At 63.7% G+C, this 13,843-nt stretch carries 19 protein-coding genes; 14 read left to right on the plus strand and 5 right to left on the minus strand.

Annotated features, from left to right (window positions below; translation table 11 throughout):
* The first annotated feature begins 175 nt into the window (after window positions 1-175).
* The 9 genes from AB3X96_RS00325 to AB3X96_RS00365 all read left to right on the plus strand — a co-directional run bounded on the left by AB3X96_RS00325 (window position 176) and on the right by AB3X96_RS00365 (window position 4,539).
* Complete coding sequence (locus tag AB3X96_RS00325; RefSeq protein ID WP_368588650.1) at window positions 176-535, plus strand: hypothetical protein; 360 nt, start codon at window positions 176-178, stop codon at window positions 533-535.
* The gene (locus AB3X96_RS00330) at window positions 535-1,068 is read left to right on the plus strand and encodes a DUF4123 domain-containing protein (RefSeq protein ID WP_368588181.1); all 534 of its coding nucleotides are present in this window, start codon (window positions 535-537) and stop codon (window positions 1,066-1,068) included. The genes AB3X96_RS00325 and AB3X96_RS00330 overlap by 1 nt, the downstream gene beginning before the upstream one ends.
* Window positions 1,025-1,369 carry a hypothetical protein gene (locus AB3X96_RS00335; RefSeq protein WP_368588182.1) on the plus strand — a complete coding sequence of 115 codons (345 nt, stop codon included), beginning with the start codon at window positions 1,025-1,027 and terminating at the stop codon, window positions 1,367-1,369. The genes AB3X96_RS00330 and AB3X96_RS00335 overlap by 44 nt, the downstream gene beginning before the upstream one ends.
* The gene (locus AB3X96_RS00340) at window positions 1,369-1,989 is read left to right on the plus strand and encodes a restriction endonuclease fold toxin 5 domain-containing protein (protein WP_368588183.1); all 621 of its coding nucleotides are present in this window, start codon (window positions 1,369-1,371) and stop codon (window positions 1,987-1,989) included. The genes AB3X96_RS00335 and AB3X96_RS00340 overlap by 1 nt, the downstream gene beginning before the upstream one ends.
* A gap of 6 nt (window positions 1,990-1,995) precedes the next feature.
* Window positions 1,996-2,724, plus strand: coding sequence for an immunity 52 family protein (locus AB3X96_RS00345; RefSeq protein ID WP_246392096.1), 729 nt, complete (start codon window positions 1,996-1,998; stop codon window positions 2,722-2,724).
* Between the two features lie 218 nt (window positions 2,725-2,942).
* Window positions 2,943-3,179, plus strand: a complete 237-nt coding sequence (locus tag AB3X96_RS00350; RefSeq protein ID WP_368588184.1) for a hypothetical protein — start codon at window positions 2,943-2,945, stop codon at window positions 3,177-3,179.
* Between the two features lie 238 nt (window positions 3,180-3,417).
* Window positions 3,418-3,801 (plus strand): restriction endonuclease fold toxin 5 domain-containing protein, encoded by a 384-nt coding sequence (locus tag AB3X96_RS00355; protein ID WP_368588185.1) that lies wholly within the window; start codon window positions 3,418-3,420, stop codon window positions 3,799-3,801.
* A 7-nt stretch (window positions 3,802-3,808) separates the two neighbouring features.
* Window positions 3,809-4,261, plus strand: a complete 453-nt coding sequence (locus tag AB3X96_RS00360) for a hypothetical protein (RefSeq protein ID WP_368588186.1) — start codon at window positions 3,809-3,811, stop codon at window positions 4,259-4,261.
* Window positions 4,258-4,539, plus strand: coding sequence for a hypothetical protein (locus AB3X96_RS00365; protein ID WP_368588187.1), 282 nt, complete (start codon window positions 4,258-4,260; stop codon window positions 4,537-4,539). The genes AB3X96_RS00360 and AB3X96_RS00365 overlap by 4 nt, the downstream gene beginning before the upstream one ends.
* A gap of 200 nt (window positions 4,540-4,739) precedes the next feature.
* On the opposite strand, the gene AB3X96_RS00370 is transcribed toward AB3X96_RS00365, so the two are convergent.
* The 5 genes from AB3X96_RS00370 to fliE all read right to left on the minus strand — a co-directional run bounded on the left by AB3X96_RS00370 (window position 4,740) and on the right by fliE (window position 8,007).
* Complete coding sequence (locus tag AB3X96_RS00370; protein ID WP_368588188.1) at window positions 4,740-5,108, minus strand: EscU/YscU/HrcU family type III secretion system export apparatus switch protein; 369 nt, start codon at window positions 5,106-5,108, stop codon at window positions 4,740-4,742.
* Window positions 5,108-6,535, minus strand: a complete 1,428-nt coding sequence (locus AB3X96_RS00375) for a flagellar hook-length control protein FliK (RefSeq protein ID WP_368588189.1) — start codon at window positions 6,533-6,535, stop codon at window positions 5,108-5,110. Before AB3X96_RS00375 ends, AB3X96_RS00370 begins: the two co-directional genes overlap by 1 nt.
* 106 nt (window positions 6,536-6,641) lie before the next feature.
* A complete protein-coding gene (locus AB3X96_RS00380; RefSeq protein WP_176110009.1) occupies window positions 6,642-6,968 on the minus strand; it encodes a flagellar protein FliT in 327 nt (108 codons plus the stop codon).
* Complete coding sequence (gene fliS, locus AB3X96_RS00385; RefSeq protein WP_368588190.1) at window positions 6,965-7,399, minus strand: flagellar export chaperone FliS; 435 nt, start codon at window positions 7,397-7,399, stop codon at window positions 6,965-6,967. The genes AB3X96_RS00380 and fliS overlap by 4 nt, the downstream gene beginning before the upstream one ends.
* Before the next feature lie 272 nt (window positions 7,400-7,671).
* On the minus strand, window positions 7,672-8,007 hold the full coding sequence (gene fliE / locus AB3X96_RS00390) for a flagellar hook-basal body complex protein FliE (protein ID WP_368588191.1): 336 nt from the start codon (window positions 8,005-8,007) through the stop codon (window positions 7,672-7,674).
* 237 nt (window positions 8,008-8,244) lie between these two features.
* Here fliE and fliF point away from each other — a divergent pair, with 237 nt between their 5' ends.
* From fliF to fliJ, 5 genes are read left to right on the plus strand one after another with little or no spacing between them, the layout of a single operon-like run.
* The gene (gene fliF, locus AB3X96_RS00395) at window positions 8,245-10,041 is read left to right on the plus strand and encodes a flagellar basal-body MS-ring/collar protein FliF (protein ID WP_368588192.1); all 1,797 of its coding nucleotides are present in this window, start codon (window positions 8,245-8,247) and stop codon (window positions 10,039-10,041) included.
* Entirely contained in the window at window positions 10,031-11,026 is a 996-nt protein-coding gene (gene fliG / locus AB3X96_RS00400; RefSeq protein WP_368588193.1) for a flagellar motor switch protein FliG, read from the plus strand. The genes fliF and fliG overlap by 11 nt, the downstream gene beginning before the upstream one ends.
* Window positions 11,019-11,702 (plus strand): flagellar assembly protein FliH, encoded by a 684-nt coding sequence (fliH, locus tag AB3X96_RS00405; RefSeq protein WP_368588194.1) that lies wholly within the window; start codon window positions 11,019-11,021, stop codon window positions 11,700-11,702. Before fliG ends, fliH begins: the two co-directional genes overlap by 8 nt.
* Window positions 11,696-13,321, plus strand: coding sequence for a flagellar protein export ATPase FliI (gene fliI / locus AB3X96_RS00410; RefSeq protein ID WP_368588195.1), 1,626 nt, complete (start codon window positions 11,696-11,698; stop codon window positions 13,319-13,321). Before fliH ends, fliI begins: the two co-directional genes overlap by 7 nt.
* Before the next feature lie 17 nt (window positions 13,322-13,338).
* Window positions 13,339-13,788: a flagellar export protein FliJ gene (gene fliJ / locus AB3X96_RS00415; RefSeq protein ID WP_368588196.1), complete on the plus strand. Its 450-nt coding sequence runs from the start codon at window positions 13,339-13,341 to the stop codon at window positions 13,786-13,788.
* The last annotated feature ends 55 nt before the right edge of the window (window positions 13,789-13,843 follow it).

Consider the following 13,843-nt stretch of genomic DNA (forward strand, 5'->3'; position numbering starts at 1 on the left):
ACGTGACAATTCCATTGCATCTTTGAAAGCAATGCATATGCAATAGAAATAGAGATACCCGACACCATAGTAAATGGGTGTCAAAAAGGTTTTATCTCAATTTAAAGCCGTTGACCGTGTTGCGTTTTCGATGGTTAATTCGTCGGGTGTATTCTGGAAAAACAGCAGAGGTCAGATGGAAAAACAGAAGCAGGATGAAACCCGGGGCATGGAAGAGTGCCAGCTTTGTCGTATCACCTATTCCCTCTACTCAAACTTCCCGCCAATGCCGTCGGCAATGGCGCTGAACGCTGAAACCGGTGAATGGTTTCCGTTCGATAGTCTGAAGTCGTATCCCACCGGTTATGAGATGGCCGAAGCCCTGGGTTACGGATGGGCATGCAATTGTCGCGGACGCTCTCCGGATACTCCACGGAAAAAAAGCCCGTCATTGGTCTACGGCGCAACGCCCCGGCCGGTGCTTCCGCAGTCGTCTATCTGTCTCGATTGCATGATTCGCGCTGCCGGGCAAGGTGCGATGACCCTGGAGCGCTGATGATTCCCGCCCCTGTCAATGAACAGCTTCGCCAGTACGGGCAACGGCGCTACAGCGGCCACGTGCTGGCGCTGGTGGACGGTATCCAGTACCAGCAGCATACCGGCCAGCAACTCACGGCCGAAACCGATCGGGCGATTTCGCTGTTCGCGGGAACGCACGAGATGGCACTCGCACACGCGGGGCCGTGGCTGCTTGATCCGAAGATGGCGCGCGATTTTATTGCGGACCTGCGCGAACTCGAACAGGCCCGCCCTGGCGTGATCTGGCTGAGTACCGCAGAGAGCCTTGAGCGGCAGGCCGCAAAGCTGCGCCCGCACCTGCATACCCGAATACCAAAAGGACGGTCGGCCCTGCTGCGCTTCTGGGACCCGAGGGTGTTGCATGCGCTCGATGCGGTATGCCGCGGCAAGAGCGAGCGTGAGCTTTTCAGGGCTGCCGACGCGTGGCACTACCTCAACGAAGGACGACGGTTCACCATCGACGACAATGGAATTTACCGAAGGACAATGGGCGCTTCTGAAAGCCTATGAAGACCGCAACTATGTCGACTTTATCCGCGGTCATATCGTGCGCGATTATCCCGCGCTGGCCAATGATCCGACCTTGCGCGACCGGCTTGATGGGGCCTTTGCGCAGACAAGGATGCTCCGTTTTACACATGACGGGCCGATAGTCGATTTCCTGTATGTGGAAGCAACCACGCCGGGGTTTTACTGGATTCCGGAGGTCATAGCATGGCTGCACAAGCCCGGGGTTCCAGCTGAACAGCGATTCGAAATGCTGATGCAGGCAACGCGAAAAAGACAACAGGAAATGAAGGAGAAACGCTGATGGGTATTCCATTCCCGGCGACGCTCGCACGCGCAGCAAACGCGATGGCGCAGGCAACGCCGATGCCTGTTCCGGTCCCCGCTGTCGCACCGTCTGCTGGCCCTGCGGGCAGCAGCGGCACGGGTGCGCGTGCAGACGGCGGATGGGGCGAACTAGCGCGTGACCGGTCCCGCGAACGCGAAACGTGGAAGTGCCCGCCCGAGAAGGGTGGCGAAAAGGTGCAGAGGAATCACAGCATGAATCCTGAACCGCGACGCTACCAAGCCCGTATTACAGGGTTTGACTATGGAATTGTGACGGACGGGAAGGGCAGGGAAACCAGCCAGGGCTGGAATATGGAGTGGGCGTGGCTTGGCACAGACTTTGATGGATTTCAGCCTTCCCAATGCCTCTTGCAGGAAGCCAAGGGAAACTATGATCAGTTTTTGAATCAGCAGAATATGCCAATATTCCCCTTTCAAGGTTTCAAGGTGATGGGGGAAACGATTCGGAAACAGAGTATGCTGGTTCGTGCAAATCCGCCATCAAAGCTCATGTGGTATTTCGAAACACCTCGAACAAGAACTTACATAATGTCCGCTCTTCGAGCCGCAAGCGTCCCTTCCGTATATCAACCGTGAGTCAACATGCATCTATTTTCACAGCATCGCGATAAGTCCGGCATTCGGCGGGGAGATTTTGAATTCCATCTTCGAAGACTTCGCCGCATTATCGAGCGGCTCGCAAACAAGGACGAAACGCTAGGTGGAAGCTGGTATCTGAGTGCCGATTCGATTTCTGAGTCACTGCAGCGGCCTGTATTTGCAAATTCCGAGCCCTCGGCAACCGCACTAGCCCTTCTTTCCAAAGAATATGATGGGCGTGAAAAAGATCCGAAATCGGTCCTCTGCTGGAACGGTCAACAGTCCGTCTATCACAATGCGTTGATTTCGGTATCGTTCGATAGTGGCGAATTGTCCGATATTTTCGAAATTTCCCTTGGCGAAAAGAGTGACGATAGTTCGCGGCTTGGACTCTATGACGCGATTGGAGAATTCGTCTCCGAAGTCGCCATTATCTACGAGGCGTTGTACGTAACGTTCGGGCCACGAGCCTATCAAGATCAACAGGTCTTCGACGATCGTTTAGGCGTTAGCTGGATGCTCTACCTGCCGCACGTTCTCACGCAGGCCCAAGTGCCCGAAGCGCGCGCTCTTATCCCTGTCATGCGGGAAGACAAGCAGCAAGGCACGATCATTGTCAGCGTGACGGATGACGTCTTCGACGTGAACAACCGCGATCACGTCAAGGCGTCTAACGATATCGAGATTCGTCTGGCAGATCAGGATTTGTTGCCACGATTCGTTGACCTTTGAGTTTTGACGTGCAACCACCGATTGACACCGTGCGGTGCTCCCTCACGATGCCACTTGTGCCGTTGCGTTGCGAGTCGTTGCAACACCTCTTCGCGCTTACCGGCTTCGTCTGCCTGTTCCGATAGCGGCCCGATCTTCGTCAGGCGTCGGCTCGGACGCCATCACAGGCTTCAGGCGGCGACAACCGGCACTTCATCATTTCAGCCAAGGCCAATACGTTGCTGCGCTTCTGGGACCCGACGGTGTTGCATGCGCTCAATGCCGTATGCCCGTGGAAGAGCGAGCGTGAGCTTTTCAGAGTGCATCTGAACGCCTATGAAGACCGCAACTATGTGGACTTTATTCCGGCGGTCATAGCAGGGCTGCACAAGCCCGGCGTTCCGGCTGAACAGCGATTCGAAATGCTGATGCAGGCAACGCGAAAAAGACAACAGCAAATGAAGGAGAAACGCTGATGGGTATTCCATTCCCGCGACGCTCGCACGCGCAGCAAACGCGATGGCGCAGGCAACGCCCATGTCTGTTCCGGTCCCCGCTGTCGCACCGTCTGCTGGTCCTGCGGGCAGCAGCGGCACGGGAGCAGACGCTGATGGCGGTTGGGGCGAACTGTCGCGTGACCGGTCCCGCGAGCGTGAGAGGCCGTGCAAGTGCCCGCCTGAGAAGGGTTGCGAAAAGGTGCAAAAGAACCACAGCATGAACCCCGAGCCGCGCCGCTATCAGGCTCGCATTACCGGATTCGAATATGGGATAACCACGGATGGAAAGGGCCGTGAGACCACCCAGGGCTGGAATATGGAGTGGCAATGGTTTGCCACGGACTTTGACGGGTTCCAGCACTCGCAATGCCTCTTGCAGGAGGCGAAGGGAAACGACGATCAGTTCATAAAGGACGACGGCGAAGTGTTGCGCTTCTTCACCGGTTTCGATTCGATGCAAGATCAGGTAAAGACGCAAGGGACGATTGTGCGCGCCAATCCGCCCGCGAGACTAATGTGGTACTTTCAAACGCCGAAGACCCGCGCTTACATGCTGCGAACTCTCGCAGCCAACGGCGTTTCTTCTACCTATCAACCGTGAGTCGGCCATGAATCTGTTTTCGCAGCATCGAGACGCTGACAACATTCCCTCCAGAGCCTTTTTCTTCCATTTTGAACGTCTTCGGCCGGTTATCGAATTGCTGGCGCGGAAAGACCGGCTGCTTGAAAACTGGTATCTCAAAGGGGACGATCTTGGGGAGGCGCTAAAGTATCGCGCTTACGAAGACGATCGCCCGACGAAGGATGCAATGAATGAAGTCGCTGACCGCTATAAGGGTAAAGCTGACGACGCGCCGAAGACTATCGGTATTTGGAATGGCACCCAGGCAGATGACAGCGGGGCGGCATTCTCGATTTCAATTGATGGTGGCAGGCTTTTGCCCCAATCTTTTGAACTAGCTATGGATGACAAAGCCACGCATTATCTCGGCTCGGTGGATTCCGATCCGTTGCCGAGGTCGTTGCCAAGATTGCAGAGATTTACGATTCGTTCTATGTGATGTTCGGCCCTCGAAGGTATTTCGAAAAGCAGGTATTCGACGACCGCCTAGGCGTTAGCTGGATGCTCTACCTTCCGCACGTTCTCACGCAGGCCCAGGTGCCCGAAGCGCGCGAACTTATGCCTGTCATGCGCGATGGCAAGCAGCAAGGCAAGATCGTCGTCAGCGTGACGGATGAAGTCTTCGATGTGCACAACCGGGAGCACGTCAAGGCGGCAAATGATATCGAAATCCGCCTCGCCGATCAGGACCTGTTGCCACGTTTCGTTGATCTCTGAGTTCGGCTCGCTATTCCCGCTTTTGCGGGGGTTTCCTGCGAAAAGGCCCGCGCTGCAGCGAGGCCTTTTCTACGTCACGCGAGGCACCGTTTGCGATGGCGCACGGTCAACGCCAATAGACCGACAAGCAGGGAAAGACCAACACCGCAAGAACAAAGACAAAAAAGAACTCCGCCCTGCAAAAGGGCAAGCCCGCACCGTCAATGATCCACAGCCCCCGTGCCGCCAGGCACATCAGTAGCAACAACATCCACCACATCCTGCGCGCCAGCACTCTCCCCCTCAGGAGCCGGCTCAACATCAGCCCCACTCTCGAGCCGATGCAACCAGGCCAACAACTCGGCAACAGCCTGATATAGCTCCGGAGGAATCCGCGCATCCAGATCGACCTGCATCAACAGCGACACCATCTCGGGCGCCTCGTGCACATACAGCCCTGCTTCCTTCGCGCGCTGCACGATCATGTCGGCAAGCAGCCCATACCCCTTCGCAACCACACGCGGCGCGGGCTCCCCGCCATGAGCGTCATAAACGAGCGCAGCCGCGCTGCGACGATGGGTGCGGCTCATCAGATATCCCAATCGAAGTCGTCGCGCGGAGCGGTGCTCGCCGCCGCCGACTCGGTTGCAGCCGCCGACGCTGACCGCGCATACGCGCCCGCCGCCTGCGCCCCCGCCGCCGAGGCGCCAGCCGCAGCAGCCGCCGGTGCACCGCCGCCAATCTCCCGAATCGTCAAGCCCTGCAGCTCGATCCCCGCCGCCGCGAGCCGCTGACGGAAACCGTCACCCTGATTCGCGAGCCGCGCGGCGCCCCGCGGGCTCGCCTGCACGCGCGCGCTCAGCCGCGCCCCGGTCAGCGTCAGTTCGACATCGACGGTGCCGAGCGTCGGCAGCGACAGCGTCAGGCGCGTGCGCCACGGCTGGTCGTCCTCGCTCGCGAGGCCGCCGCCGCCGCGGTCCCATTCGTCGCCGTCCTGCTCGATGGTCCAGTCCAGACGCGCGCCGGGCCACGCCTCGCCGGTCCAGCGAAACTGTCCGGTCGCGAGCAGATCGAGCTGCTGGCGCACGAGCGGCACCGTCGCCGGATGCACCGCCGCCGCCATTGCCTGTGCGCTCTGCGATGGACCCGCATCGGCCGCCTGCGACGCCGCGCCGTGCGGCCCCGCATGTGTGGACTGCCCGTTCAGGTCGGACACCGAACTGGCCAGCAGCTCGCCCGCGACGAGCCGCGCGGCCTGCGCGGTCAGGATCGACGGCATCGCGTGCGAGGCCGGGCTGTTGTCGGCGGCGTTCGGCGTGCCAGCCGGCGTGCCGTTCGGTGTACCGTTCGGCGCGCCGCGTGGCGTCGCCTCGGCGGCTCCGTTCGCCGAAGCGGACCGCGTGCTCGCGTCGCCAGCGTCGGTGCTCCAGCCGGGGGCCAATTGAGAATCTGCGACGAGCTGATTCTGTGCCTCGTTCGCCAGTTGAGCCGGCGAACGCTGGCCGACCAGCCACGCCGCGAGATGCGCCTCGTAGAACAGGCCGCTGTCGGCCACTGTCTTTTGCAGCGCGGCCGCGAGCGCCGCGACGGGCACTTCGGTCGCCGCCACGCTCGCGGTGGTAGCCGCGGTAGCGTTGGCAGCAGCGTTGGGATTGGTATTGAGATTCGCAGAAGCGGCGGAATCGCCAGTAGCGGCGCCCGCATTGGTCAGCGGCAAGCTCTCGATGGCGACGTCGAGCGCCGGCGCGGCCGCCCAGATCGGCGCGCGGCCGAGCACCGCCGGTGTCGCCTCGCCGCCCGAGTGCGCGATCGCGTTCAGCGTCAGCGCGACGGCCGACAGCGCGGTTTGCGCGGACGACTGCGGCGCTGGCGTCGCGTTCGCAGGCGCCGCGGGAACCTTGGTATCGACGCCGGCCGCGCCGGTCTGCGAGGTGGTCGCGGTTCCCGGCGCAATGTTGAGCAGGCTGTCGATCCGGCTCGACAGCACCGAAGCGAGGGCCGAATCGATTCCGTTCATGCCGGTTCCTTGGTCGCATCGGCGGCAATGCGCGCGATGCTCTGATTGCTGCGATCCTTCAGACGCGCACGGCGTGACGCCAGCTCACCCGCGTGCCCGCCCGCACTCAGCGCGCCCCGTACAACTCCTTGAGCACACGCGTCGGCCGGCCGGCGAACAGCGCCGACAGATGCGCCATGGTCGGATTCGCGAGGTCGCGGATCGCAGCGTCGTCGGCGAGGATCTGGCGGATCAGCGCGTACTTGCGCAGGCGCTCGGCCTCGTCGAGCTTGACGCCCACGTCGGCTTCGCGCAGCGCTTCGACCAGATGCCGATACTCTTCCTGCAAGTGCACCAGGTCGCTCCACAGTGCACGGCGGGCCGCGATCAGCATGCGGCAGGACAGCGCGGCGACCGCTTCATAGCGGGCAAAATAGTCTGCGTTCGATGTCATCTCAGGCTTTCCGCGGCTGGCTGTGCCGCCATCCGCGCGATCTCCGGGGCAATCCCGATCCATGCCTCTTCGAGCGTCGCGAGCAGTCGGTCCACTTCCACGAGCATCGCCTCGCTCTGATTGATATTGGCCTGCAACAGCCGACGCGCCATATAGTCGTACAACGCATTGAGCCGTTCGGCGATTTCGCCGCCTACCTCGAGGTTGAGCGACGGCTGCAGCCCGCTTTCGATGATCCGGATCGCCTTGTTGATCGCCATGCCGCGCTCGGCCACGTTGCCCTGCTGCAAATGCAGGCGGCTTTGCGCGATCGCCTGGCGTGCACCCTGGTACAGCAACACGATCAGACGATGCGGACTGGCGCCCATCACGGATGTCTCGATACCGACACGCGCATACGCGTTGGCTCCAGCGTGTCCTTGGGAAAACATCGGCGCTCCTCCTCTGATACTGGCTGCGGTTAAGTCGTGGCGTGGCCGCGCGGCGCGTCGCCGCGCCAATCGCTGACATGTACTTTGGTTATCGGATGCACGACGACAAAGCTTTAGTCCGGTGTCGGGAGGATCGAAAGCGCCGCTGGGCGGGCACGGAAGACGCGGCGCGAAGCCGTCGGCGCATGTGCCGGCAGCGGCTTGCCGGATCGGCGGACGGGACTCCAGCGGACCTTCGGGCAAGTCCTTCAGGCAGTCGCGCGCGATCCCGCTCAGATCGACATCTGCGCGATGTCGTTGTACGCGGCGACCAGCTTGTTGCGCACCTGCAGGCCGAACTGGAAGCCGATGTTGGCCTTCTGCATATCGACCATCACGTCGTTCAGCGACACGTTCGACGCGCCGAGTTCGAACGCCTGCGACTCACCGATCGCCTTCTGCTGGTCGCTGCTGATCTTGTCGAGCGAGGCCTTCAGCGCCGCCGCGAAGTTGGTCGGCGTCGCCGCGCCGGATTGCTCCGCCACTGGGGTCGAGTCGCCGGTCGCCTGCGCCGCCATCGCCTGCATCTGTTGCAGCGCCGACGATAGCGCGTTCACGGGCATGGTCATCTTCTTCTCCGTTGGATAGGCGATCGGAGCACCGGAAGGTGTACCGATCTGGACGAAAGCATAGCAGCGGCCCCACGCGGAAAGTCCCGAAACTAGGGGGGAAACCCGGCTCTATTCAAGCAATCGGGTTGAGCGGCGCTGCGGATAATTTCAAAGGTGAAAGTCTCTGTCCGTCCGCCGAGCCCCGGCGCGGCATCACGGCAGAACGCCAAAGCACTCCCCGGAGAAACCCGACGCATGGATTCGTCAGCCAACTCTTTGATCAACCCCGACGCCCGCATGGGGCTCGCCGGCGCGCAGCCCGCGGCCGCTCAGGCCGCGAGCGGCCCGGCCGGCGGCACGGCCGACCTCGGCGGTCTCGGCGGCCTCGGAGGTCTCGGCGGCAATTTCGGCCAGCGTCTGTCCGGACTCGCGCAGATGCGCGGCAACCCGCGCGCGCCGCTCGTGTTCGCGGTCGCGCTGCTGGTGGCGGTCGTCGCCGGTCTGTTCCTGTGGTCGCGCGCGCCTAGCTACAAGGTGCTCTACAGCAATCTGTCCGACCGCGACGGCGGTTCGATCATCACCGCGCTACAGCAGGCCAATGTTCCGTACAAGCTGTCCGAAAGCGGCACCGCGATTCTCGTGCCCGCCGAGCAGGTTCACGAGACGCGCCTGCGCCTCGCCTCGCAGGGACTGCCGAAGAGCGGCTCGGTCGGCTTCGAGCTGATGGACAACCAGAAATTCGGCATCAGCCAGTTCGACGAACAGGTCAACTATCAGCGCGCGCTCGAAGGCGAACTCGAACGCACGATCGGATCGATCTCGAGCGTCAAATCGGCGCGTGTGCACCTCGCGATTCCGAAGCCGAGCGTATTCGTGCGCGACAAGGAACCGCCGTCGGCGTCGGTGCTCGTGAACCTGTACCCGGGCCGCGTGCTCGACGAAGGGCAGGTGGTCGCGATTACGCACATGGTGGCGTCGGCGGTGCCGCAAATGCCGGTGCGCGGCGTGACGATCCTCGACCAGGACGGCAACCTGCTCACGCAGCCAAGCAACGGCAGCGGCCTCGATGCAACCCAGCTGAAGTTCCGCCAGCAGATCGAACGCAACACGCAGCAGCGCATCGACACGATCCTCGCGCCGCTGTTCGGCGCCGGCAACGCGCGCTCGCAGGTCAGCGCCGACATCGACTTCTCGCACAGCGAGCAGACTTCGGAGAAGTACGGCCCGAACGCCAATCCGCAGGACGCCGCGATCCGCAGCCAGCAGACGAGCAGCGCCACCGAAATGTCGCAGGGGGGCGCCTCGGGGGTGCCGGGCGCGCTGTCGAATCAGCCGCCGCAGCCGGCCTCCGCGCCGATCGTGGCCGGCAACGGCGCGAGCTCGGTGAGCACGACCCCGATCAGCGATCACAAGGATTCGACCACCAACTACGAGCTCGACAAGACCGTGCGCCACATCGACCAGCCGATGGGCGGCATCCGCAGGCTGACGGTCGCGGTGGTCGTCAACTATCTGCGGGTCGTCGATCCGAAGGGCCACGTGACGATGCAACCGGTCAGCGCCGACAAGCTCGCGCAGATCACGCAGCTCGTGAAGGACGCGATGGGCTACGACGCGTCGCGCGGCGACTCGGTCAACGTGGTCAACAGCGCGTTCACCACCGATCTCGATCCGAACGCCGACCTGCCGTGGTGGCGCACCCCGGACATGCTCGCGCTGTACAAGCAGATCGCGACGTACCTCGGCATCGGCGCGGTGGCCCTGTTCCTCTACTTCGTGATGGTGAAGCCCGCGCTGCGCCGCGCCTTCCCGCCGCCGCCCGAGCCGGTGCCCGCGCTGATGTCGCCCGACGAACCGGTGCTGCTCGACGGCATCCCGGCCGAGGAGCGCGATGGCGCGGTGGTCGAAATCGAAGCGGATAGCGAGAAGCTCGCGCTCGAAAACGCGAAGCACAAGTACGAGCGGAACCTGGAGTTCGCGCGCAACATCGCGCGTCAGGATCCGAAGATCGTAGCAACCGTCGTCAAGAACTGGGTGTCCGATGAGCGCTGAAGGCGTAGTGAAGAGCGCGCTGCTGCTGATGTCGATCGGCGAGGAAGAGGCGGCGCAGGTGTTCAAGTTTCTGGGCCCGCGTGAGGTTCAGAAAATCGGCGTCGCGATGGCCGCGCTGAAAAACGTCACCCGCGAGCAGATCGACGAGGTGCTGCAGGAGTTCGTGCGCGAGGCCGAGCAGCACACCGGCATGTCGCTCGATTCGAGCGATTACATCCGCTCGGTGCTGACCAAGGCGCTCGGCGACGACAAGGCCGGCGCGATCATCGACCGGATCCTGCAGGGCAGCGACACGAGCGGCATCGAAGGCCTGAAGTGGATGGACTCGTCGGCGGTCGCGGAACTGATCAAGAACGAGCATCCGCAGATCATCGCGACGATCCTCGTGCATCTGGACCGCGATCAGGCCTCGGAGATCGTGTCGTGCTTCTCGGAGCGCTTGCGCAACGACGTGCTGCTGCGGATCGCGACCCTCGACGGCATCCAGCCGGCCGCGCTGCGCGAGCTCGACGACGTGCTGACCGGCCTGCTGTCGGGCAGCGACAACCTGAAGCGCAGCCCGATGGGCGGCATCCGCACGGCGGCCGAGATTCTGAACTTCATGTCGAGCAACCACGAGGAAGGCGTGATCGAAAACGTGCGCCAGTACGACGCCGAGCTCGCGCAGAAGATCATCGACCAGATGTTCGTGTTCGAGAACCTGCTCGACCTCGAAGACCGCGCGATCCAGCTGCTGCTGAAGGAAGTCGAATCCGAGGCGCTGATCATCTCGCTGAAGGGCGCGCCGCCCGCGCTGCGTCAGAAGTTCCTGTCGAACATGTCGCAGCGCGCGGCCGAGTTGCTCGCCGAAGACCTCGACGCACGCGGCCCAGTGCGCGTGTCCGAAGTCGAGACGCAGCAGCGCCGCATCCTGCAGATCGTGCGCAACCTGGCCGAGAGCGGCCAGATCGCGATCGGCGGCAAGGCGGAAGACGCATATGTCTGATTCGAACGCCCCGGCAAAGGACGGCCTCTCGGCTTACCAGCGCTGGGAGATGGCCTCGTTCGATCCGGCCCCGCCGCCGCCCCCGCCGGCCGAACCCGAGTTCGACGAGCGCGCGTTCGAAGCCGAACTCGAGCGCCGCCGCGAAGCCGCGCATGCGCAGGGCGTCGCATCCGGTCATGTGGCCGGCCAGGCGCTCGGCTATCAGGCGGGCTACGACCAGGGGCGCGCGCAGGGTTTCGCGCAGGGCAAGACCGCGGCGCGCGAGGAAGCGATGCGGCTCGCCGCGCTGGCCGAAACCTTCAAGACCGCGCTCGATGGCGCGCAGCACGCGATCTCCGAAACGCTGATCGCACTCGCGCTCGACATCGCGCAACAGGTCGTGCGCCAGCACGTGCAGCACGACCCGACCGCGCTGATCGCGGCCGCGCGCGAGGTGCTCGCGGCTGAGCCCGCGCTCTCCGGGGCGCCGGCGCTGATCGTGAGTCCTGCCGATCTGCCGATCGTCGAGGCGTATCTGCTCGAAGAATTGCAAACGCGCGGCTGGACCGTGCGTACCGATGCATCGGTGGAGCGTGGCGGTTGCCGCGCGCAGGCCGGCACCGGCGAGGTCGACGCGGGCATCGACACGCGCTGGCAGCGCGTCGCCGCCGCGCTCGGCAAGGTGAGCACGTGGTGAAGCCGACACTCGACGAGATCCGCGCGAGCGATCTGACGCCGCTCGAACGCGAACTCGCGTTGGCGTCGTTCGGCGCCGAGGCGCTGGCCGATGTCGAGTCGTCCGGTTTTCCGGGGCCCCCGGATGCGGGATGGCACGCTCCCGCGAGTGAGCATCCGGCGACAGGCGCGGCGGTGAGCCGCCCGTCCGCGACGAAGGACCACGCCGCTCACGCGCCGCACGTACCGTCCTACGATCCCGCGCTCGACATCAATCCGCACATGCAGGCATGGCGCGGCCAGCTCGACGCGCTGCGCGCGCGTAACGCGATCGCGAAGCCGCTGCGCGCGTGCGGGCGTCTGACGCGCGCGGCCGGTCTGGTGCTCGAAGCAGTCGGGCTGCGCCTGTCGGTCGGCGCCGAAGTGATGATCGAGCTGCCGCCCGGCAGTTCGCTGCCGATGGCCGAAGCCGAAGTGGTCGGCTTCTCCGGCGACAAGCTGTTCCTGATGCCGACCACCGAAGTGATCGGCCTGTTGCCCGGCGCGCGCGTCTTTCCGCTTGAAAGCGCGCCGATCGCCGATCCGCTCGCCGGCGCGAAGCGTCTGCCAGTCGGCTGGGAATTGCTCGGCCGGGTGCTCGACGCATCGGGCCGTCCGCTCGACGGGCTCGGCCCGCTCGGCACGCAAACCGATGCGCCGCTGTCCGCGCCGGTCATCAATCCGCTCAATCGCGAGCCGATTCACAAGGTGCTCGACGTCGGCGTGCGCGCGATCAACTCGCTGCTGACCGTCGGCCGTGGTCAGCGCATGGGGCTGTTCGCGGGTTCGGGCGTCGGTAAATCGGTGCTGCTCGGCACGATGGCGCGCTACACCAGCGCCGAGGTGATCGTGATCGGCCTGATCGGCGAACGCGGCCGCGAAGTGAAGGAGTTCATCGAACAGATTCTCGGCGAGGAAGGCTTGGCGCGCTCGGTCGTGATCGCCGCGCCGGCCGACGTGTCGCCGCTGCTGCGGATGCAGGCCGCCGCGTACTCGACCTCGCTCGCCGAATACTTCCGCGACCAGGGCAAGCACGTGCTGCTGCTGATGGATTCGCTGACCCGTTACGCGATGGCGCAGCGCGAGATCGCGCTGGCGATCGGCGAGCCGCCCGCCACCAAGGGCTATCCGCCGTCTGTGTTCGCGAAGCTGCCGGCGCTGGTCGAGCGCACCGGCAACGGACCGGCGGGCGGCGGCTCGATCACCGCGTTCTACACGGTGCTCACCGAAGGCGACGACCAGCAGGACCCGATCGCCGACTCGGCGCGCGCGATTCTCGACGGCCACATCGTGCTGTCGCGCTCGCTCGCCGAAGCCGGCCACTACCCCGCGATCGATATCGAAGCGTCGATTAGCCGGGCAATGACCGCGTTGATCGACGATAACCATCTGAATAAAACGCGTATGTTCAAGCAGATGCTGTCGCGCTACCAGCGCAACCGCGATCTGATCAACGTCGGCGCCTATTCGGCCGGGCGCGACGCGCTGCTCGATCGCGCGATCGCGCTGTACCCGCGGATGGAAGCGTTCCTGCAGCAAGGCTTTCGTGAGTGCGCGAACTTCCAGCCGAGCATCGACATGCTCAACGCGCTGTTTGCTTAGGGCCGAGGAGGCTGACGATGTCGAAACACTTTCCGATCAAGACGCTGATCGGTCTCGCGCAGGACGACGTGGACGCCGCCGCGCAGCGGCTCGGCCGCGCGCAGCGCGAGCGCAACGACGTAGAGGCGCAACTCGACGCACTCGTGCAGTACCGCAACGAATACTACGCACGCTTCACCGAGAGCGCGCAGTCGGGCATGCCCGCCGGCAACATGCGCAACTTCCAGGCGTTCCTCGACACGCTCGACGCCGCGATCGATCAGCAGCGCAACCTGCTCGCGACGGCGAGCGCGCGCGTCGAGGCGGCGAAGCCCGACTGGCAGCGCCAGAAGCAGAAGCTCGGCTCGTATGAAGTGCTGCAGGCGCGCGGCGAGGCAGCCGAGGCGAAGGTTGCGGCGCGGCGCGAACAGCGCGACGCCGATGAATTCGCGGCCCGAAGTCTGCGCATGCGAGCCGACGGCGCTTGAGGCCTTGCCTCACGGTTAATGCCTGACGACACACCCGTTTGACCGATTCACAGGA

This window comes from Paraburkholderia sp. BR13439, from assembly GCF_040948805.1.
Classification (GTDB): domain Bacteria; phylum Pseudomonadota; class Gammaproteobacteria; order Burkholderiales; family Burkholderiaceae; genus Paraburkholderia; species Paraburkholderia youngii.

Bases quoted from the DNA above. Each gene is read 5' to 3' on its own strand.
- AB3X96_RS00355 (WP_368588185.1), top strand. From the start codon at position 3,418: ATGAACCCCGAGCCGCGCCGCTATCAGGCTCGCATTACCGGATTCGAA.
- AB3X96_RS00380 (WP_176110009.1), bottom strand. From the start codon at position 6,968: ATGACATCGAACGCAGACTATTTTGCCCGCTATGAAGCGGTCGCCGCG.
- AB3X96_RS00330 (WP_368588181.1), top strand. From the start codon at position 535: ATGATTCCCGCCCCTGTCAATGAACAGCTTCGCCAGTACGGGCAACGG.
- AB3X96_RS00370 (WP_368588188.1), bottom strand. From the start codon at position 5,108: ATGAGCCGCACCCATCGTCGCAGCGCGGCTGCGCTCGTTTATGACGCT.
- fliE (WP_368588191.1), bottom strand. From the start codon at position 8,007: ATGACCATGCCCGTGAACGCGCTATCGTCGGCGCTGCAACAGATGCAG.
- fliG (WP_368588193.1), top strand. From the start codon at position 10,031: ATGAGCGCTGAAGGCGTAGTGAAGAGCGCGCTGCTGCTGATGTCGATC.
- AB3X96_RS00335 (WP_368588182.1), top strand. From the start codon at position 1,025: ATGGAATTTACCGAAGGACAATGGGCGCTTCTGAAAGCCTATGAAGAC.
- fliF (WP_368588192.1), top strand. From the start codon at position 8,245: ATGGATTCGTCAGCCAACTCTTTGATCAACCCCGACGCCCGCATGGGG.
- fliH (WP_368588194.1), top strand. From the start codon at position 11,019: ATGTCTGATTCGAACGCCCCGGCAAAGGACGGCCTCTCGGCTTACCAG.
- AB3X96_RS00345 (WP_246392096.1), top strand. From the start codon at position 1,996: ATGCATCTATTTTCACAGCATCGCGATAAGTCCGGCATTCGGCGGGGA.
- AB3X96_RS00375 (WP_368588189.1), bottom strand. From the start codon at position 6,535: ATGAACGGAATCGATTCGGCCCTCGCTTCGGTGCTGTCGAGCCGGATC.
- AB3X96_RS00360 (WP_368588186.1), top strand. From the start codon at position 3,809: ATGAATCTGTTTTCGCAGCATCGAGACGCTGACAACATTCCCTCCAGA.
- AB3X96_RS00340 (WP_368588183.1), top strand. From the start codon at position 1,369: ATGGGTATTCCATTCCCGGCGACGCTCGCACGCGCAGCAAACGCGATG.
- fliJ (WP_368588196.1), top strand. From the start codon at position 13,339: ATGTCGAAACACTTTCCGATCAAGACGCTGATCGGTCTCGCGCAGGAC.
- AB3X96_RS00325 (WP_368588650.1), top strand. From the start codon at position 176: ATGGAAAAACAGAAGCAGGATGAAACCCGGGGCATGGAAGAGTGCCAG.
- fliS (WP_368588190.1), bottom strand. From the start codon at position 7,399: ATGTTTTCCCAAGGACACGCTGGAGCCAACGCGTATGCGCGTGTCGGT.